Annotated in this window: 18 protein-coding genes and 1 pseudogene; 11 read left to right on the forward strand and 8 right to left on the reverse strand. The window is 62.1% G+C overall.

The features are described 5' to 3' along the window. The first annotated feature begins 61 nt into the window (after positions 1–61). The 6 genes from A5686_RS03670 (at position 62) to A5686_RS03695 (ending at position 5,649) form a co-directional block, all read left to right on the forward strand. Entirely contained in the window at positions 62–2,410 is a 2,349-nt protein-coding gene (locus A5686_RS03670; protein WP_067931195.1) for a CaiB/BaiF CoA-transferase family protein, read from the forward strand. A gap of 5 nt (positions 2,411–2,415) precedes the next feature. Then, on the forward strand, positions 2,416–2,616 hold the full coding sequence (locus tag A5686_RS03675; RefSeq protein ID WP_067931198.1) for a ferredoxin: 201 nt from the start codon (positions 2,416–2,418) through the stop codon (positions 2,614–2,616). After that, on the forward strand, positions 2,613–3,728 hold the full coding sequence (locus A5686_RS03680; protein WP_067931200.1) for an NDMA-dependent alcohol dehydrogenase: 1,116 nt from the start codon (positions 2,613–2,615) through the stop codon (positions 3,726–3,728). The genes A5686_RS03675 and A5686_RS03680 overlap by 4 nt, the downstream gene beginning before the upstream one ends. 77 nt (positions 3,729–3,805) lie before the next feature. Beyond that, entirely contained in the window at positions 3,806–4,219 is a 414-nt protein-coding gene (locus A5686_RS03685) for a limonene-1,2-epoxide hydrolase family protein (RefSeq protein ID WP_067931203.1), read from the forward strand. A 42-nt stretch (positions 4,220–4,261) separates the two neighbouring features. After that, positions 4,262–4,657 carry a nitroreductase family deazaflavin-dependent oxidoreductase gene (locus A5686_RS03690; RefSeq protein ID WP_067931206.1) on the forward strand — a complete coding sequence of 132 codons (396 nt, stop codon included), beginning with the start codon at positions 4,262–4,264 and terminating at the stop codon, positions 4,655–4,657. Between the two features lie 341 nt (positions 4,658–4,998). Beyond that, positions 4,999–5,649, forward strand: coding sequence for a TetR/AcrR family transcriptional regulator (locus A5686_RS03695; RefSeq protein WP_067931209.1), 651 nt, complete (start codon positions 4,999–5,001; stop codon positions 5,647–5,649). A 25-nt stretch (positions 5,650–5,674) separates the two neighbouring features. Here the strand turns inward: A5686_RS03695 and A5686_RS03700 are convergent, their stop codons facing one another. Then, complete coding sequence (locus tag A5686_RS03700) at positions 5,675–6,826, reverse strand: hypothetical protein (RefSeq protein ID WP_067931213.1); 1,152 nt, start codon at positions 6,824–6,826, stop codon at positions 5,675–5,677. A gap of 104 nt (positions 6,827–6,930) precedes the next feature. Between A5686_RS03700 and A5686_RS03705 the strand changes: the two genes are divergently transcribed. Together A5686_RS03705 and A5686_RS03710 are read left to right on the forward strand one after the other, a co-directional pair. Then, entirely contained in the window at positions 6,931–8,106 is a 1,176-nt protein-coding gene (locus A5686_RS03705; RefSeq protein WP_231986278.1) for an SRPBCC family protein, read from the forward strand. A 62-nt stretch (positions 8,107–8,168) separates the two neighbouring features. Continuing rightward, positions 8,169–9,095, forward strand: a complete 927-nt coding sequence (locus A5686_RS03710; RefSeq protein ID WP_067931215.1) for a metal-dependent hydrolase — start codon at positions 8,169–8,171, stop codon at positions 9,093–9,095. Positions 9,096–9,396: 301 nt separating this feature from the next. Here A5686_RS03710 and A5686_RS03715 read toward each other — a convergent pair whose 3' ends face one another. The 3 genes from A5686_RS03715 to A5686_RS03725 all read right to left on the reverse strand — a co-directional run bounded on the left by A5686_RS03715 (position 9,397) and on the right by A5686_RS03725 (position 13,107). Continuing rightward, positions 9,397–10,320 (reverse strand): alpha/beta fold hydrolase, encoded by a 924-nt coding sequence (locus A5686_RS03715; protein ID WP_231986279.1) that lies wholly within the window; start codon positions 10,318–10,320, stop codon positions 9,397–9,399. 63 nt (positions 10,321–10,383) lie between these two features. Then, entirely contained in the window at positions 10,384–11,784 is a 1,401-nt protein-coding gene (locus tag A5686_RS03720; protein WP_067931220.1) for a Rieske 2Fe-2S domain-containing protein, read from the reverse strand. Between the two features lie 126 nt (positions 11,785–11,910). Then, positions 11,911–13,107: a cytochrome P450 gene (locus A5686_RS03725; protein ID WP_067931288.1), complete on the reverse strand. Its 1,197-nt coding sequence runs from the start codon at positions 13,105–13,107 to the stop codon at positions 11,911–11,913. A gap of 102 nt (positions 13,108–13,209) precedes the next feature. Between A5686_RS03725 and A5686_RS28320 the strand changes: the two genes are divergently transcribed. Together A5686_RS28320 and A5686_RS03730 are read left to right on the forward strand one after the other, a co-directional pair. Continuing rightward, positions 13,210–13,263, forward strand: coding sequence for a hypothetical protein (locus A5686_RS28320; protein WP_369829672.1), 54 nt, complete (start codon positions 13,210–13,212; stop codon positions 13,261–13,263). Positions 13,264–13,271: 8 nt separating this feature from the next. Next, on the forward strand, positions 13,272–14,024 hold the full coding sequence (locus A5686_RS03730; RefSeq protein ID WP_369829673.1) for an enoyl-CoA hydratase/isomerase family protein: 753 nt from the start codon (positions 13,272–13,274) through the stop codon (positions 14,022–14,024). A 112-nt stretch (positions 14,025–14,136) separates the two neighbouring features. Here the strand turns inward: A5686_RS03730 and A5686_RS27015 are convergent. The 4 genes and pseudogenes from A5686_RS27015 to A5686_RS27020 form a co-directional block, all read right to left on the reverse strand. After that, positions 14,137–14,256: pseudogene (locus A5686_RS27015) on the reverse strand (IS481 family transposase); the annotation flags it as partial. A gap of 454 nt (positions 14,257–14,710) precedes the next feature. Then, entirely contained in the window at positions 14,711–15,253 is a 543-nt protein-coding gene (locus tag A5686_RS03740) for a TIGR00730 family Rossman fold protein (protein ID WP_067931227.1), read from the reverse strand. 4 nt (positions 15,254–15,257) lie between these two features. Continuing rightward, positions 15,258–15,857 carry an NAD(P)-dependent oxidoreductase gene (locus A5686_RS03745; protein ID WP_067931230.1) on the reverse strand — a complete coding sequence of 200 codons (600 nt, stop codon included), beginning with the start codon at positions 15,855–15,857 and terminating at the stop codon, positions 15,258–15,260. Beyond that, complete coding sequence (locus tag A5686_RS27020) at positions 15,857–16,009, reverse strand: hypothetical protein (protein ID WP_156749915.1); 153 nt, start codon at positions 16,007–16,009, stop codon at positions 15,857–15,859. Before A5686_RS27020 ends, A5686_RS03745 begins: the two co-directional genes overlap by 1 nt. Before the next feature lie 139 nt (positions 16,010–16,148). On the opposite strand from A5686_RS27020, the gene A5686_RS03750 reads away from it, so the two are divergent. Continuing rightward, positions 16,149–17,126, forward strand: coding sequence for a nitrilase-related carbon-nitrogen hydrolase (locus A5686_RS03750; RefSeq protein ID WP_067931233.1), 978 nt, complete (start codon positions 16,149–16,151; stop codon positions 17,124–17,126). Positions 17,127–17,770 lie beyond the last annotated feature (644 nt).

A 17,770-nucleotide genomic window follows, 5' to 3' on the forward strand; every position in this document is an offset into this window, starting at 1 on the left:
TGTGTGCACTCATCGGGGTGGGTAACGCACTTCAGCAGACATTGACACGGAAAGCCACACGATGATCGCTCTGCGTGGGATTCGTGTCGTCGAGTGGGCGACGGAAATTTCGGGCCCGTACTGCACCAAGTTGTTCGCCGACCTCGGAGCGGAGGTCATCAAGATAGAGGATTCGGACGGGGATCCGTTCCGCCGCAGGACGATTGGCGATCAACACGAAGCCGGCGCGCTGTTCAAATTCTTAAACGCCGGCAAGCGGTCGGTCGTTGGCACTTCGCTGGCCGACCTGGAGCCCCAGATCGTTTCCGCCGATGTGTTCGTCGATTCTCTGGGCCCCGAAGCACTCGACCGCGAGGCCCTCCTACAGCGAGCGCCACACCTGGTGATCGTGGCGCTCTCTCCTTACGGCTTGACCGGACCGTACCGGGACCGACCCTCGACGGAGTTCACGATCCAGGCCGAGAGCGGAACCCTGGCGTTGCGAGGTCGTCCGGACCAACCGCCCATTCAAGCCGGCGGCCGAGTCTTCGAATGGGTAATGGCCAGCTACGCCGCCGTCGCGGCGCTTGGTGCATTGCGGCGAGTTCAACTCGGAGGCGCAGGCGAAATCGTGGACTGCTCATTGCTGGAGACGTGTCACCTCAGCGCCAGCGGATTCGCCGACCTCTACCACGAGTTGGCCGGTCGTCCCCGTTTGGCCGTGCCGGCGCGACAGGTTGAAATCCCTTCCATCGAACCAACGGCGGACGGATGGGTGGGCTTCAATACCAATACCCGCCAACAATTCGAGTCGTTCCTGGCGATGATCGGCCGACTGGATCTGCTCGACGAGGACCAAGCCTGGGCCGCCGCCACGACGCGATGGGAACGCCGGGAGGAGTGGAATCGGATTGTGCGGGAATGGACGGCGCAACGTTCCACAGACGAGATCGTCGCGTTGGCCTCCGATCTGCGGATCCCCGTCTCACCCGTCAACAATGGCCAGACCGTGTTGGACCACCTTCAGTTCGCGGCGCGCGGCGTGTGGGGCAGGTATGCCGACGGCAGCTTTACCCACCCGTTGGCGCCGTACCGGATCAATGGCCGACGCCCCTCCCCCACCGCCGGCGCTCCCCCGCTCGGCGAAATGGCAAAAGTACCTGCCCACAACAGGATTACGACCACAGCCGACGGTGCACCACGACTTCCTCTGGAGGGCATACGAATTCTCGACGCGACAGCGTGGTGGGCGGGTCCCTGCTCCACCCACATTCTCGCCGCGCTCGGCGCTGAGGTCATTCACCTGGAGTCGACGGACCACCCCGACGGCGCACGGATGGCGGCCGCGGCGTTTGCAAATCAGTCTCAGTGGTGGGAGCGGTCGGGGATGTACTTGGCGACCAACGCCAACAAGCAAGGGCTCACGCTCGACCTGTCTTCGCCCGAAGGGCGGGGGCTGCTTTTCGGGCTTGTCGAACGCTCGGACATTCTGGTCGAGAACTTCTCGCCCCGCGTCTTCGACAATTTCGCCATCACGTGGGAGGCCGTCAGTGAGCGGAACCCCCGAATCGTGATGGTCCGCATGCCTGCCTTCGGGCTCGACGGACCGTGGCGCAACAACGTGGGTTTCGCGCAAACGATGGAGCAGATGACTGGAATGGCGTGGGTGACCGGTCACGAGTACGACCAGCCGCGAATCCCCAGAGGCCCGTGTGACCCACTGGCTGGAATGCACTCCGCATTCGCCATGCTGGCCGGACTTCGGCGACGCGACGAAACCGGCCAAGGGTGCTTCATCGAAGTATCGATGGTTGAGTCCGCGCTCAACGCCGCCGCCGAGCAGGTTGTCGAATTCACCGCCTACGGGAACCTGATATCGCGATTGGGAAACCGCAGCCGTGACGCTGCCCCACAAGGGCTCTATCCGTGCGCGGGAACCGAACGATGGCTGGCGATCTCGGTCGCCACGGACGAGCAGTGGCGCCTACTCAAGTCGGCTCTGCGCGAACCGGATTGGGCAAACGACCCCGCGTTGGACACTTATGACGGGCGCGTGCGGGCACATGATGTGATCGATAAGCACCTCGAGCAATGGGCTGCCCAATACGATTCCGCGGCCGCCGCACAGTTGCTCGTTGAACGTGGTATTCCGGCTGCAGATTTGGCAGACGCCAGGGTCGGTTCGATGCACCCTCAGCTGGCAGCACGGGGCTTCTTCGAAAGCCTCGACCATCCCATCGTGGGACGGCATCACGTGCCTGCGATTCCCTTCAGGTACCGCAGCGTTGAGACGTGGTATCGGTCGGCAGCGCCGACCTTAGGGCAGCACAACGCGAGCATCCTCGGCGACCTACTGGGCCTCGACTCCGCATTGATTGCAGCGCTCACAGAAAAAGGAGTCATCGGGACCAGCCCAGGCGGATTGGACTAGACAACGTGAAACTTCATGTCGACAGGGAAACGTGCCAAGGCCACAGCCGTTGTTACGCGGCGTATCCCGAATTGTTCGACATCGACGACGAAGGGACCGCCGTCGTGACCATGGAAGATATCCCGTCCCGGTGGGAAGACCGGGCGCACAACGCAATCGCGAACTGCCCGGAGCGTGCCATACATATCCTCGAGGAGTCGCCATGAAGACCAAGGGAGCAGTTCTGTGGGGGCCGAACGAGAGGTGGTCGGTGGAAGAGATCGAACTCGATCCGCCACAGGAAGGCGAGCTACTCGTCGAGTTCGAAGCCACCGGTCTATGCCACTCCGACCACCACATCCGCACCGGCGATATGTTCGGGGTGAGTTTCCCCTTGATAGGTGGGCACGAAGGGGCGGGCGTCGTTCAGGAGGTTGGTCCGGGAGTCCGCGATATGGCGGCGGGAGACCACGTGGTCACGTCGTTCCTACCGGCGTGCGGCCGCTGCCGCTGGTGCGCCACGGGCCGTCAGAACCTCTGTGATTACGGGGCGATCATCCTGGCGGGGGTCCAGGCCGACGGTACCTTTCGGCGCCGAGCCAGAGGACGGGGCATCGGGGCGCTCTCGGGCGTTGGAAGTTTCGCGCAGTGGGGTGTGTTGTCGGAGGCTTCCGTCGTCAAGATCGACGACGATGTGCCGCTGTCGCGCGCATGTCTTCTCGGTTGCGGCATCACCACCGGCTGGGGTTCGGCCGTGAATACCGCCAACGTCAGTCCCGGCGACGTGGTTCTCGTGGTCGGCTGCGGAGGGATCGGCTGCGGTGCCATTCAGGGCGCGCGGCTGGCAGGAGCTGAGCATATCGTCGTGGTGGATATCGAACCGAACAAGCGCGACAAAGCGTTTCAGTTCGGGGCCACGCACTTTGCCACCTCGATGGAGGAAGCAACCCAGTTAGTCGGTGAGATCACGCGCGGGGTCATGGCCGACTCGGCCATCCTCACGCCAGGTGTGCTCGAAGGCGCGATGATCAACGACGCGCTCAACGTGGTGCGGAAGGGCGGTGCCGTGGTGGCCACCGCCCTGGCATCGATGTCCGACGTGACGCCGACGCTGCCGCTGACGTTGTTCACGCTGTTCCAGAAACGCCTGCTGGGCAGCCTGTACGGCGAAGCCAACCCGCGGGCCGACATCCCTCGACTGATCAGCCTCTATCGAAGCGGCAAGCTGTTGCTCGACGAAGCCGTGACCACGGAGTACAAGCTCGACGACATCAATGAGGCCTACGACGACATGCTCGCCGGCCGCAACATTCGCGGGGTGATCATCCACGAGCACTGATGTGTCGAGAGGCAGATCCGCATCATCTTTTAGCCCGCGCAGGTGATCCACCTACTCGCAGTGAAAGGATACATTTTATGTCTTCGCCAGCGGATATCGTCCGCCACTTCTGCGCTTTGATGGAGAAGCGAGACGCCGAAGCGTTACGTCCCCTGCTCGCCGAAGGGGCCGTTTATCAGAACGTCGGAATGCCTGCCTTCACCGGACCGGACGCCATCGTGGAGAACATGGCGGCCCAGTTCGCTATGTTCCCGGACGCCTACGCCTTCGAGATCGTGAACCTCGCCAGCGACGGTTCCGTGGTGCTCACCGAACGCCTGGACTACATCCAGACTCCGGATGGACGCAAGCCGGCCATCCCCGTAATGGGGACCTTCGTCGTCGATGGCGACGGGAGGATCACACGCTGGACCGACTACTTCGACCTGAATCTGACGATCAAGCTGCTTCAAGGCGAGGACATCAGCGCACTGGTGCCCGCGTCCGCATGAGTTGGCACATCATGATTCGAACTTAGCTGAGGATTAGGAGCCATGCGGGTGCCACGGGCCGTCGCCAAATTCAATCGTCGAGTCACCAATCCAGCGGCTCGGTCGATCACGCCGTGGCTTCCGTACCAAGGGACGCTCGAACATGTCGGACGCAAATCAGGCACGCGTTATCTAACGCCGCTGTTGGTCTTTCCCACCCCCGACGGCTTCGTCGTCCTCATCGGGTACGGGCTGCATTCGGACTGGGTGAAGAATGTTTTGGCCGGCGGACAGGCGGTATTGCACAGGCGCGGCAGTAGTATCGAGCTGGTCAATCCTCGTCTTGTGAGTAAGGCCGAGGGCGCAGCGATCGTTTCGGGGCCATCAGGGATGTTCTACCGCCTGTTTCCGTATAACGAAGCAGCGATGGTGTTGACCAAGGTCGATTCCACGCAGTGACTTTGGGATCACAACTACCCAGTCCAGACACCAGCCGCCGCGGTGCCCCAATACCGACGCGACCGCCGCAACTCCAAGAGGCTCGCGGGGAGTGTTAAGGATCAACCGAAACACTGTCAGGCATCACCCGAAGCCGAAACGTCAAGCATCACCCGAGGGCGGGCGACGGCCTGTTGTAGATTCGCCTACTTGTCTAGCGGCTGGTACAGGGCGGTCGGCACCGGAGCCTGGTGTGCGACGTTTCGATTGAGGGAAGGCGGCGGCGACCCCTGACGAACGGTAGTCGCTTAGCGTAGGAGGATGGCATGAACGGTCACTCGCCTCGGCGGGCCAGGTAGCCGGTGCGGACGCACGGTTGGCAAGGCGCCCCGCCCAAAAGCGACGAGGAAGCCGTCGAGCGGATCCTTGGGGCGGCACGACGCGCCATCGATGCCCGCGGTATCGGCATGCGACTGACCGACGTCGCACGCGACCTTGGCGTGACCCGGCAGACGGTCTACCGCTACTTCCCCAGCGCCGAGGACCTCTTGGTGGCCACGGCGGTGTCAGATGCTGGGCCTTTCCTCGATGGCCTGACGCGGCACCTGGCCGGCATCCACGATCCCGCGGAGGCGGTCATCGAGGCGATCGCCCATGCACTCGAACAGTTACCCCAGGAGAAGTACCTCGGCCTGCTGCTCACCTCCGATCAGAAGGGGGCGTTCTTCGCGGGTGTGACCTCCGATGTGGCGCGGTCATTCGGTCGGCTGATGATCGACCGATTCGAAGTCGATTGGAGGGCGGCAGGCTTCGACGATGAGACCCTCGACCGATTGGTCGAACACATGTTGCGCGTGCTCCAGTCCCTCGTCATTGATCCTGCGCACCCCGTTCGCGACGCTGAACAGCTGCGGGACTACCTGCGTGAGTGGGTTGCTCCGGCGATCACGCATCACCGCAAGCGCCGCCCGAGTGAGCGCACTAGGCGCGGTAACACGCACGTTCGTTCCTGATTCGGCAATAGCGGCCGCGGCCCGGTTAAGCGGTCGCGGCTCGACGTGGATCGGCACCGATATCTCCTGCTACCGATCCAGTGCCCGTCGTCGCCGCATACGCGCCGATGACCACCGCGATCGACAGCACGAACGTCACGACCGCATACGAGAACGATCCAGTTGGTGCACCGCCGGCAGTCACCCCGTGGGTGGCCGCAATGTAGTCCGGCAGGGCAGCAGCCCAAAACGCCACGCACGCAATCAGATACACCACCGCGCTGATGAGTCCGAAGTAATCTCTACGCACCACGGCGGGCACCGACGCCGGATCGGTGATACGCGAACGGTATGACGCGACGAACACCCACAACGTCACCACGCCGCACACGGCGATCAGCAACCATGTCCCGACCAGCCGTCCGGTCTCGATCGACGCGCCCGTCAGGTCGATCAACGTCGCGGGCGCCGAAAACAGGAACTGCAAGGGCCACACGCAGACGCAGACGATGACGACGTCACGCAACAGTCGCCGCCGACCACTGCGCATCCGTGACACCAACAGTGTCAACAGAGCCAGACCGAACGGTAGCCCGATGGAGAAGGCCTGAAGGTTCACCAGCGGGACGACTCCCAATGCGGGCTGCGACGTCGAAAGCTCCTGGTTCCACACCCACCATCGGAACTGCACGCCAACGGTATCCACGATCTCGTAGAGACAATGAAAGACGAATGCCACACACGCCGCGCCGATGGCCGGATGATAGCGGCGCAGAACCCCGGTGCGCTGCACCAGAACCCAGGCCAGATACGCGTACGCCGGGTACATCGCCACGATGTACAGCGGTAAGCGGTCGTAGAGGAACTGCACAGAGAACTGGTTGTGCACAAAGGTCAGACCCATCAGTTTCTCGAGCCCGAACCACTGCGGAAAGTAGGCGATCGGCTCGATCAGCAGCAGGCTGAAAATCGAGCAGATCCATAACACCAGGTTCGAGGACTCCGTCGTGGTTCGCCGCCACCACAACGCGTGCAGCAACGACGCCACCGCGCTGGCGATGAGCAGCAGTTCAATGACGGGCATCGTCCAACTTTGCAGATCGAGCGGATTGGTGAAGGTGATGATCGGGTTGCCGTCACACTGCAATCCCCCCAGGCCGGCTGACAGCCGCGCGAACTCCGCGGTGCAAGTGTTCATGGCATGCCTCCAAGATGCGGCTGGCACGACCATACATAGTCGCGTTAGTGTCTTGTCAATACAACGGTAGGGCGTATTCCGACGACCACCCGGAGGGATCGATTGTGACAGTCACCGATGGCCGCTTGGGGTACGACCTGATCGACGACGCCCTGACACGGCGCGCGCTGAAGGTGGTGCTGGACAAGACCACCGACTTGGCCGAGGACGTGCTACGCGTGCCACTGAACTACTACAACGACGCCAAGCTGACCGAGATCGAGGAGTCACAAATCTTGCGCCGAACACCGCTTGCGGTGCTGCCGAGTGCGCAGGTCCGCAACGCCAACGATTACGTCGTCCGCTCAGTGCTCGGCCAGTCGCTGTTGATCACCCGCGACAAGGACGGGACCAGCCACGTTTTCCTCAACTACTGCCGGCACCGTGGGGCCATGCCTGCCTGCGGATCGGGCAATGCCACCCGCTTTACCTGCCCGTACCACTCGTGGACCTACAAGAACACCGGCGCATTGGTTACCGTCCCGGGCAAATCGGGATTCGCCGGGGTGGAGTTCGCCGACTACGGACTCGTGGAGTTGCCGAACGAGGAAAAGTACGGCTTCATCTGGGCGGTGCTCACCGCCGGCGGTGTCATTGACGTGAACGCGCACCTGGGAGAGGTAGCACCTCAGTTGGCACAGTTGAAGTACGACTCATTCGGTTACCACGACTTTCGCGAATTCGACTCTGAGGTGTCCTGGAAGGGAGCCTTGGAGGCTTTCGCTGAGGGCTACCATTTCCCGTTCGTGCACGGCGAGAGTCTCATCGGGATCAACGCACTACCCAACACTCACATCTACGACGAGTACGGCAAGCACCACCGCATCGGGTTTCCGTTCCACTGGATCACCAAGCTCGCCGAAGATCCGAGCGGCTCCTGGGACGTCCGCGACAACATGGGCCTCATTTACTGGATCTACCCCAACCTGATCCTGGCCAACAGCTCGGTCGGAGTGGAGATCATCGACATGCTGCCAGCTGGCTCACCCACCAGGTGCACGGTGCGCCACACCTGGATGGCCCGCTATCCCGCGACGAACGACGAGACACGCGCCGGCTACGACGCCATCTTTGCCGCCGTCCACGCCGCGGTCCGCGACGAGGACTTCGCCATGTTGCCGCAGTGTGGGGAAGCGGTCCGCATGGCCCAGCATGACCACATGCTCATCGGCCGCAACGAAATTGCGGTTCAGCACATGATCAAGGTGATCGCCGAGCAACTCGGCGTCGCCCTCGGCTAACCACAGACGTTGACATCTCCCCAGTCAGACGTTCGGCCAGTGAGGTACCGCAGGAGCCACCAATGCCCGATCTGAGAGTGCGCCGGCTGCGATTCGATTTCTCCGAACCCGTTCCGGTGGTATGGCATCCGGACAACCCTGCCTTCTCGCATGCCGTCAACCTGATGTCATTCACCGCGATCTGCTTCGAGAAGATGATCGTCGAAGCCGTCAAGGAGGCTAGACCGCACTTCACCGACTCCGAGGTGGCCGCAGAAGCCAATGCGTTCCTGCGCCAGGAGGCGCAACACGCCAGCGCCCATCGACAGCACATCGGTGCATTGATAAGCCGATACCCGGGCCTGCAGAACACCCTGGATGCGATCATGGCCTCCTACGACGAGATGACGAAGGTTAGGTCATTGGCCTATCGATTGGCGTACATCGCCAATCTGGAGGCCACCTTCACCCCATCGTTTCGGTTCCTGCTCGACAACGACGACAAGATGTTCCGGCCCGGCGACGACCGCGTCGCGTCACTGTTGTTGTGGCACATGGTCGAAGAGATCGAGCACCGCAGTTCGGCGCTAATCATCTTCAATGCCGTCGTTGGCAAGCCGTTCTATCGCCTCCGCGTCGCGCCGAGCGTCATCCACCACATCATGGCCACCCTCGTTCCGCTCTATGTAGACGGCATCAATGCCTACGTGCCGGCCAGCGAGAGGGTCCTCGATGCCCGATCGATGTCGGCGTCATGGCGCATCCGTCAATTGCTATACAAGTTAGCCAGGCGCGACCGTCCAGACAGCTCGCCGGTCGCCGACATGCTGACCGATGTCAGCAGGAAAGACAAGATCGCGGCGTTGCGCGGCCTAATCCTGAGCCAGAATCCGTTCTTCGATCCCGCTGACGAGCGACTACCCGCGCTCGCCGACGAGTGGTTTAACCGCTACGAACGGGGAGACGACGTCACCCGGTGGTACGGCACCGAGGCGCCATCCGCACCATGAACTTCGCGAGGCGCGTCGTACGCGTCCTCGTCAGGATTTGCACCACAGACAACCGCGAGCTAGCTGCAGCCATGCCATTCAGCTCGATTCACCGCCCCGCTGATTTTCGACGCGCGGGTCCCGACGATGCCCGACTGCGGGATGTGTCTTGATCTCGGCACGCTGGGCCCCATGTCAGTTGTCGACCGCCCGTGCAAGACCCAGCGCACGGTCTAGGCGGCCGTGGCCAGGCGTGCAATCTCGTTGTCGCTACCAACCCTCGCCATAGGGCTTCCGAATTAATCAGACCTCACGAAATTCGTCAGCCGAGCACCTCGTCTGTCCAAGAGACGATTTGGGGTACGAGCTGCTTCCAGTTCGCCCAGACTGACTCTCCACGGTCCCGGCTGGCCTCGAATCGGTCGAGGAACTCCCGGTCTCCCCAGACGGGATCGACGAGATGTGCATTCTGCAGATTCGCGGCTAGGCGTTCCGACGTCGCGCGGGTGTGATAGTAATCGCTTTCACCGCTGCGAAATACGAGTATGGGAAGGGTGATCGCTGCGGCTTCCTCATCCGAAAGCCCCGCCACTAGTGGGTTGCCGCATGCGCAGTAAGCATGAGCCCACCGTTCCATCGTTTCTATGAATTTATGCTTGTCCTGCGCAAGGAATCGGTCGCGGTTACGGGGGTTGCGTTCGATGACCTCGGCCCACGTGGGAAGGGCGGCTACATCGGCCATGGTTCCGTTCCACGCCGCCCGGATCGAGGGAAAGTTGTACACCTCGGCCAGCGACATAGTGCCGAACGCTCCGCCGCTGACCCACCACATCACAACGGCACGAGCAATTTTGGGGTTTCGCGCCGCAGCGAGTAATGAGATCCGCGCCCCTCCGGAGCCGCCGACCAACACCGTCGGTCCGAGGTCCAAATCTACGATGAGCCGGGCGAGTGAATCGGCCTGCATCACCGACTCCGAGCTGCCTTCGAAACACACCGCTGACGCGCCACAGTTGAGTCGATCGTAAATCACTACTTGCTTACCCCGATCAGCGAGCGCTTCGGCCATCTCGCGAACTCCCCCAGCATCCTTGCTGAAGCGGCCGCCACCGGTAAGTATGTATGGCTCACCTTCGCCGATGATCTCATAAGCGATCTCAAGGTCACCTTGTTGCATTACTGGCATAACTACTCTCTCCGACAAGGTAATTGGTTGCTGGGCCCTGTTCTTCCCGGAACAGCTCATCAATCATCATGTAGGCATACGGTTCGTCCACCAGGGCGGATCATCGTCGCGGAGTGGATCTCGTCAGCAATCATCGACGCCGAAGATGAAACGGTCCGCGATGCGGTGCTCGTTGCGGATCGACATCTCCTGGTTGGTGTTGAGCCAGAGCCCCTCGAATCCGCGCGAGTGCATACCCGCGTGAATCGCGTCGATGTTCACGAGGTCCTGCGTGGGCAGTTCGCCCCAGCCATCATGGTCCTGCCAACGCTCGAACTCGAGCCAGCTGGACTCCGGAACCTCACCAGGCGCGAAGTGTTCCAGCGAGAACATCTCGAACACACACCGATTCGGGTCTTCTGCGTCGGGGAGCATGCGATAGCCGAGCACGCAGGACTTCTCCACGAGGATGACCAGGGTGGGAAAGACATGCCAGTCACCGTTGCCCGCGAAGTACTCCTCCATCGACATCTTCGGGTAGTCGACACCCTCGGCAATGGCCAATTCCTCGCACATCTGGTGATAGACCATGAATGGCGGGATGGGACCGGGTTCCATACCGGCCATTTGCTGTGCGACCCGGTAATCACGCTCGGTGACAAGGGAATTGACCTCGAGGAACTGGTACTGCATCCCGTTCGCGAAGATCTCCGGCGATGCCTCCCGCTCCGCGCGTGCTGCGCCGCGGTTGCTGTCGGGCCGCACGGTGTAGGTGAACCGCGAGTGGTTCCGGTACACGGTGGTTGGTGTGTACGGCGCGTAGACAAACTCGTGGGGTGCCGCAGGCTCGGTCGAGGGCCGCACGCCCTGATCGCTCCGCACCGTCTGCGGGTGCGTGCCGGGCGAGTGGTAACCCTCGATGAACGCGTCGATGACGGTCTTGTAATTGGCGGCCAACGGGGTTCGCTTGCGCCAGCGGAAACGCATGTCCTGTAACCGGAAGGGCGCGAGCGCTGTCGGAAGCGGGTCGAGCCAGTCGAGCAGATCCGGCGGATTCTCGGCCATGCTGATGAACACCCAACCGCCCCACGTCCCTACCGACAGCGGGCGCAGCGCCCACTGCTCCCTTGGTCGGTTGAGGAACTCGTCACGGCACGGGACGAACGACGAGCGGCCGTCGAGCGCGTACCGCCAGCCGTGAAACCCACAGCGTAGCTCGCCGTCGACCGCGCATCCTTGTCCCCGCACCACCTTCATGCCGCGGTGGGTGCACGCGTTGTAAAAGGCCCTGATGCTCCTGTCCTTCTGCCGCACCACCATGATCGATTGCCGGCCGATCGTGTATTCGGAGTAACTTCCGGGGTCGGGAATCTCCTCCTCCCGACACGCCGTTTGCCACACCTGTGTGAAGAGATGGTCGAGTTCGAGTTGCAAGAACTCGGGATCGATGTAGCGGCCTTTGGGGACGAACGTCTCACCGCACGCATAGCGAGGCGGCACCTTTCCAGTCATCTTCGACTCGCCTGCGTCTTCAATTACGGTCATCGGCTACCCCTTCCGGTGCGCCAGTGCGCAGGCGCCTCGTCGCAATTGTTGGAACTAATCACGCTTCCTCGAACGACCTCTCGAACCTGGCTAACGCGTTCCTCGGCCATATGGTTTGACACTCATCTACAGCGCGATGGGGACGCTGGCCGGACCGCGCACTGAGCTGGTGTGGACGTACTCGACGTTGGCCTCGTCGACCTCCCACTGAGGGAAGCGCTTCAGCGTCTCCTCCAGCGCCACCCGGGCCTCCAGCCGGGCCAGCGCCGCACCCAGGCAGAAGTGGGAGCCGTGTCCGAAGCTGACGTGGCGGATCCCGGTTCGCGTCACGTCCAAGACGTCCGGGCGCTCGTACTGACGCTCGTCGCGACCCGCCGAGCCGGTCAGCAGGACCACCTTCGCTCCGGCCGGAATCACCCTGCCGTGGAAGGTGGTGTCGCGCAGGGCGAAACGCCCCTGGACTGGGGACGGCGCGTCGTATCGCAGCAGTTCCTCCACCGCGCCGCCGATCAATCCGGGATCCGTCACCAACTTCGCTCGCTGCTCCGGGTTGCGCGCCAGCGTGAGTGCCGCCCAACCGAGAAGTCTGGCGACCGTCTCGTTGCCCGCGACGTTGATCATCGCGATGAACATCAACAGTTCGCCGTCATCCAGCCGGCGTGGTTGCGCATCGGGCAAGACGACGTCGGAATTCATCAGATCGCTGACAATGTCCGTCGTACTGTGTTGGCGGCGCAGTTCGATCTGCTGTTGGTAATAGCCGTAGAGATTCGCCGAGGCCTCCATTCCCGCGGCGCTGAGTTCCGTGCTCCCTTCCTCGCGATGCAGTTGCGCGTCCGACCACTCGCGCAGGTTGTCGTGGTCCTCCTCGGGGAAGCCGAGGAGCGAGCTGATCACCATCACCGGCAGCTTGGCGGAGAAGTTCTGAACGTAGTCGAATCCGCCGGTGCCGACGTATCGATCCAGATAGCCCCTGCACAATTCGCGGACGCGGTCTTCCAGCTGAGCAATCCGGCTACGAAAGAACGTGCGGTTGACCATCTTCCGCAAGCAGGTGTGGTCGGGAGGATCCATCATGATCATCGGCTGGGGCGCGGGCAGAGGTTCTTCGCTGATCGTGTCGAGGATGATGCCGTGCTTCGACGAGAAAGATTCGGTGTCCAGCGATGCCGTCATCACGTCGTCGAACCGGCTGAGGGCGTAGAAGTCGTAATCCGGGTTGTAGTAAACAGGCGCTTCGTCGCGCAACCGTTTCCAGACCGCGTACGGGTCCTTATGCAGGGCACGGTCGAACGGATCCCAGCGCAAGTCCGTCGTTGTCATCGACACCACCCTCCGTGCGGAACACTATTACAGAAAATGTTTAATAGCACTACTATGCTCTAGCATCCTCGGGGACCCGGCCAATGAGCTTCAGGAGGTTATTTGTGGAGACGCGGAAGATGGACCACGTCGTATACGAGAAGGATGGAGCAATAGCTCGCATCATCTTGGACAATCCGGATCGCGCCAACGCCCAGACTTCCGAGATGGTCCACAGCGTCAGCGAGGCGCTCGATGACGCGCAGTACGACTACGACATCAAGGTCGTCATCATCAAAGCGAACGGCAAGGGGTTCTGCTCGGGTCACATTCCCGACGGCAGCTATCCCGAATTCAAGGCCGAGAGCGAGGCGTCCGGGAAAATATGGCGCTCGGCGGCGCAGTTGTTTCTGTGGCCTGTCCTGAAGCTCTGGGAGTTTCCCAAGCCGGTCATCGCGCAAGTGCACGGGTACGCCATTGGCGGCGGCACTACCTGGGCGCTCATTCCGGAGATCACGGTCTGCAGCGACGACGCCTGGTTCCAAATGCCGCTCGTTCCGGGATTCGGCCTGCCCGGTTCGGAGACGATGTTCGAACCGTGGGTGTTCATGAATTACAAGCGAGCCGCCGAGTACCTCTACACCGCGCAGAAGATCACCGCCGGGCAGGCTCTCGAGTTCGGTTTGGTGAACCGAGTCGTGCCGCGCGATCGACTCGAGGCGGAGGTAGAGGAGCTTGCGGCGCAGATCGCCAAGGCACCACTGATCACGTTGCAAGCAACCAAGGCCGGGATCCTGCGGGCGTGGGAGAACATGGGCTTCCGGACGCATCAGCAGGCCAGCAACGACCTGCAAGCGGTCGTGACCGGTTCCCGGGAATTCCGGGACTACATGGCCGAGCTGATGAAGAAGGCCGCCAAGCCGTCCGACCGGATCTGATCCCCCCGCTCGTGACGTTGGGGCAGTTCGGTGAATCTTGTTGTCATCAGGGCGTTTCAGTCCGTCCCGGACTTTTGGTGATCCAATGGTTTGCGGTAGGTAAGGCCAATCAGGCGTGCAGCGTCTGACGCGACACCGCGACCTTCCTGGCGACCTGCCAGATCGCCAACCCATCACTAATGACCGACAACAAGGCCTGATATCGCTGCTGAGCCACGCTCAATTCCGTCATCCAGGGACTGTCAAGGATCAGCCGAAGTAGCTGTCAAGCATCAGCCGAAACACCGTCAAGCATCACCCGACGACGAAATGTCAGGCATCAGCCGAGGTAATTCACATTCAGTGTGGGGCGGGCGGGGCTCGAACCCGCGACCAACGGATTATGAGTCCCTTTTCGGCGCGCTTCCGACCAGGAGAAACCGTTGGCTGAATTGGCGCAAAATGCCTGCTAGACGGGAAACTTAGGCGTAGCCGGTGCGGCTACGATTCGGGTTCGATACGACCTAGTGTCACCCTCGGTCGCCGGTAAAACGCCGGGGCGGGATCTGCGCGCGGCTGCTAGCTACGGCAGTTTCGGTGAGTTTTGCACGGTCCAGCACCGAGTGGCGCCCGCCGTCGACGCCCGACGCGCGGTACAGCGTCTTCTGCAACCGGCCGACAGCGCTTAGCGCGGCGCCCGAGATCGTTCAATTAGCTTCGCGGATCAGACCTTCCAAGTAGGCGAGGGCTTCGGCGCCGTCGTCGGCGATGAAGACCAGATCGATGATGGGCACCGGAAGGAAACGTTCCTCGTCCATTCGCTGGAGCTGAATCGTCAAACCGTCGTAAAACCCGGCCGTGTTCAGCAGCACGACCGGCTTGTCGTGCAGCTTGTGCTTCCTCTGCTCCAGGACGTCCGTCGCCTCGTCGAGCGTGCCGAGGCCGCCTGCCATCACGACGATCGCGTCCGCGCGCTCGATCAGCAACGCTTTGCGCTCGGCGAGGTCCTTCGCGAACACCATCTCGTCGGCGTCCTTCCTCGCGAACTCCCGCAGCAACTCGACCGAGATGCCGACGAGCCGCCCGCCGGTCTCCCGAACGCCATCGGCGACGACCTTCATCAGACCAGTGTCGGATCCACCCCACACCAAACCGTGTCCGCCGTTGCCGATGAGCTCGGCGAATTCTCGGGCGGGCCGCGTGTAGCGCTCGGCGAGGTCGGCGGAGGATAGGAAGACGCAGATGTTCATCCGGTCATTCGCTGTCAACGACGGTCACGATGCCCGGAGGTGCCTCGATCGCTTCGAGAGTCCGAGAGGCGGCCGTATCGATGTGCACGCGTGGTGCGTTGGGACGCGACTGTTCGAAGTAGGTGCCAGGACCGTAGAGGAAGCCGTACCGGATGACGACACCGTCCACGGCGAGCACCGCCTCTTCGAGTGCTGCGACAGCGGCGGCTTCCGCGCCGGGTTGCACGGTCCATGCAACGCTCTGGGCCACGATCTTGATGTAGCCCAAGCCTTTTGATGCCTCGATCAGATTACGGGTGCCTTCGACGCGTATTCGCGCATTGACTTTCGAATCCTCGGGTAAGTCTTTCAGATCGTCGGGAAGATCTGTCAGCTCGTGAAGTATGAGGTCGGGCGCGAACGCCTGAACGGCGGCCGTGAGCGCCTGACGGTCGAATACATCACAGACGATCGGTTGCGCACCGGTGGCGGCCAACCGGCCGGCCTTCTCCGGCGAGCGCGTCATCGCACCGACGGTGTGACCGGCGTTCCGCAGCAACGGCACCAGTCGCTGGCCGATGACCCCGGAGGCGCCGGCGAAAAAGATGCGGCGTGAGGTCGACATCAGTGCCCTTCGAGCAGATACGGCACAAATCCGTGCAGATAGACCTCGCAGATCATCGATGGCGGAATGGGCGCGGGCGCCGCCGACCGTGCTACGGCGACCGCCGCAGCGGTGAATGCCGTGGGGCTGACAGTAGTCCCCTCGATTTGCATAGTGTTCTCCTTTTGTGCGGCCTCACAGCGGTGCCAACGACGCTTTTGTGATGCTGAGTACAGTCTACAATACTCAGGAATGGATTGCCTTCCCGTCACCTTGTTCTAGTCGAGTACCTGCGCATGAAGGGTGAATGAAATGACTACGGTAAGAGCGGCTGCAGTACAGATGAGCCCGGTGCTATACAGCCGTGATGGCACCACTCAGAAGGTTGTCGACAAGATCGCCGAACTCGGGCGCCAGGACGTAGGATTCGCTGTCTTCCCCGAGACGATCGTGCCGTACTATCCCTACTTCTCCTTTGTCCAAAGACCTTTCGAGCTGGCCGCTGAGCAACTGAGGCTGATCGATCAGGCCGTGACCATACCGTCGCCCACAGTCGACGTCATCGCCGATGCGACCAGGCAAGCGGGAATCGTGGTGTCCATCGGTGTGAATGAACGCGATGGCGGCACGCTCTACAACACGCAGCTCCTCTTCGATGCCGATGGCACCCTCATCCAGCGCCGTCGAAAGATACTGCCCACCTTCCACGAACGGATGGTGTGGGGACGGGGGGATGCCTCCGGTCTTGCGGCCGTCGACAGCGCCGTGGGGCGGATCGGCCAGTTGGCGTGCTGGGAGCATTACTACCCGCTGGCACGCTATGCCGTCATCGCTGACGGTGAGCAGATTCACGCAGCGATGTGGCCGGGCTCGTTCGGCGGTCCGCTTTTCGCGGAGCAGACCGAGTTGAGCGTCCGCAATCACGCACTCGAATCGGGCAGTTTCGTTGTCAACTCCACCGGCTGGCTGGATGCCGATCAGCAAGCGCAGATCATGGCCGACACCGGGGCGCCGATCGGCCCGATATCGGGCGGCAGCTTCACCGCGATCGTGTCACCTCTTGGCGAATTGCTAGCTACGCCCTTGCGTTCCGGCGAGGGCGTTGTGATCGCCGATCTCGACTTCTCGTTGATCGACCAGCGTAAGTCGAAGATGGATGCCATCGGCCACTACAGCAGGCCCGAACTGCTCAGTCTGTTGATCGACCGCACACCGGCTGCTCACGTCCACGAGCGAGTCGAGCCCCACAACGCCGACACGAAGGCCGGGGCCGACCATGTCCACGTCTGATCCACTTGCGATCCCGTTCGGCGGCGTGCGCCTGCGGATCGACAGACCGGCTGGCGAACTAAGCGCGTCGAGGCACTCAGCGGGCGACTTCGGTGAAAGCCAAAGCCAAGGTCCCCTTCAAAATCTGCCAATGCGGCTGCGGCTATTAGGTAATCCGGGATTCGGGAGGGCGGACATCGCGATGAAACGGGGGCTCGGCAACGCCCTCGCGCTGGGACTAGTGATCGTCGGCGCCGCGGTCTTGCTGCTGGCTTCGTTCCTACCGCTCGTCGAGCCGCCAGCCGCAGGGTCGCTGAGGTGGTCGCGGCGCGGGGATTCCGGCGACACGCCGGGCGTTCAATCCCAACCTTGGGTTTACCGCGGGTGTAGAAGCTCACGTCACACCAGTCACACGGTCGCCGCGCCCCGGCGTGTACCCCGGCGGCGGTGCCCAGTTTGCTAGCGGCACACGCTCTGCACACGCTCTGCGCTCCACGCCGCGACGACGCCGCGAATAACGGGCTCTCAATTGCACGGGAATGCCCCTGCGAGGCGCTGACCAGGGGAAATACGGTGGGGCGGGCGGGGCTCGAACCCGCGACCAACGGATTATGAGAGTGCTTGACCTGTGCTTTTGTAATTAACGGCAGTATTTGGAAATCATT

The sequence above is a fragment of the Mycobacterium sp. E2479 genome, from assembly GCF_001667925.1.
GTDB lineage: Bacteria > Actinomycetota > Actinomycetes > Mycobacteriales > Mycobacteriaceae > Mycobacterium.

Coding starts and splice junctions, on each gene's coding strand:
- A5686_RS03670 (WP_067931195.1), top strand. CDS start 62: ATGATCGCTCTGCGTGGGATTCGTGTCGTCGAGTGGGCGACGGAAATT.
- A5686_RS03680 (WP_067931200.1), top strand. CDS start 2,613: ATGAAGACCAAGGGAGCAGTTCTGTGGGGGCCGAACGAGAGGTGGTCG.
- A5686_RS03685 (WP_067931203.1), top strand. CDS start 3,806: ATGTCTTCGCCAGCGGATATCGTCCGCCACTTCTGCGCTTTGATGGAG.
- A5686_RS03690 (WP_067931206.1), top strand. CDS start 4,262: ATGCGGGTGCCACGGGCCGTCGCCAAATTCAATCGTCGAGTCACCAAT.
- A5686_RS03700 (WP_067931213.1), bottom strand. CDS start 6,826: ATGAACACTTGCACCGCGGAGTTCGCGCGGCTGTCAGCCGGCCTGGGG.
- A5686_RS03710 (WP_067931215.1), top strand. CDS start 8,169: ATGCCCGATCTGAGAGTGCGCCGGCTGCGATTCGATTTCTCCGAACCC.
- A5686_RS03715 (WP_231986279.1), bottom strand. CDS start 10,320: ATGAGCTGTTCCGGGAAGAACAGGGCCCAGCAACCAATTACCTTGTCG.
- A5686_RS03720 (WP_067931220.1), bottom strand. CDS start 11,784: ATGACCGTAATTGAAGACGCAGGCGAGTCGAAGATGACTGGAAAGGTG.
- A5686_RS03725 (WP_067931288.1), bottom strand. CDS start 13,107: ATGACAACGACGGACTTGCGCTGGGATCCGTTCGACCGTGCCCTGCAT.
- A5686_RS03740 (WP_067931227.1), bottom strand. CDS start 15,253: ATGAACATCTGCGTCTTCCTATCCTCCGCCGACCTCGCCGAGCGCTAC.
- A5686_RS03745 (WP_067931230.1), bottom strand. CDS start 15,857: ATGTCGACCTCACGCCGCATCTTTTTCGCCGGCGCCTCCGGGGTCATC.
- A5686_RS27020 (WP_156749915.1), bottom strand. CDS start 16,009: ATGCAAATCGAGGGGACTACTGTCAGCCCCACGGCATTCACCGCTGCG.
- A5686_RS03750 (WP_067931233.1), top strand. CDS start 16,149: ATGACTACGGTAAGAGCGGCTGCAGTACAGATGAGCCCGGTGCTATAC.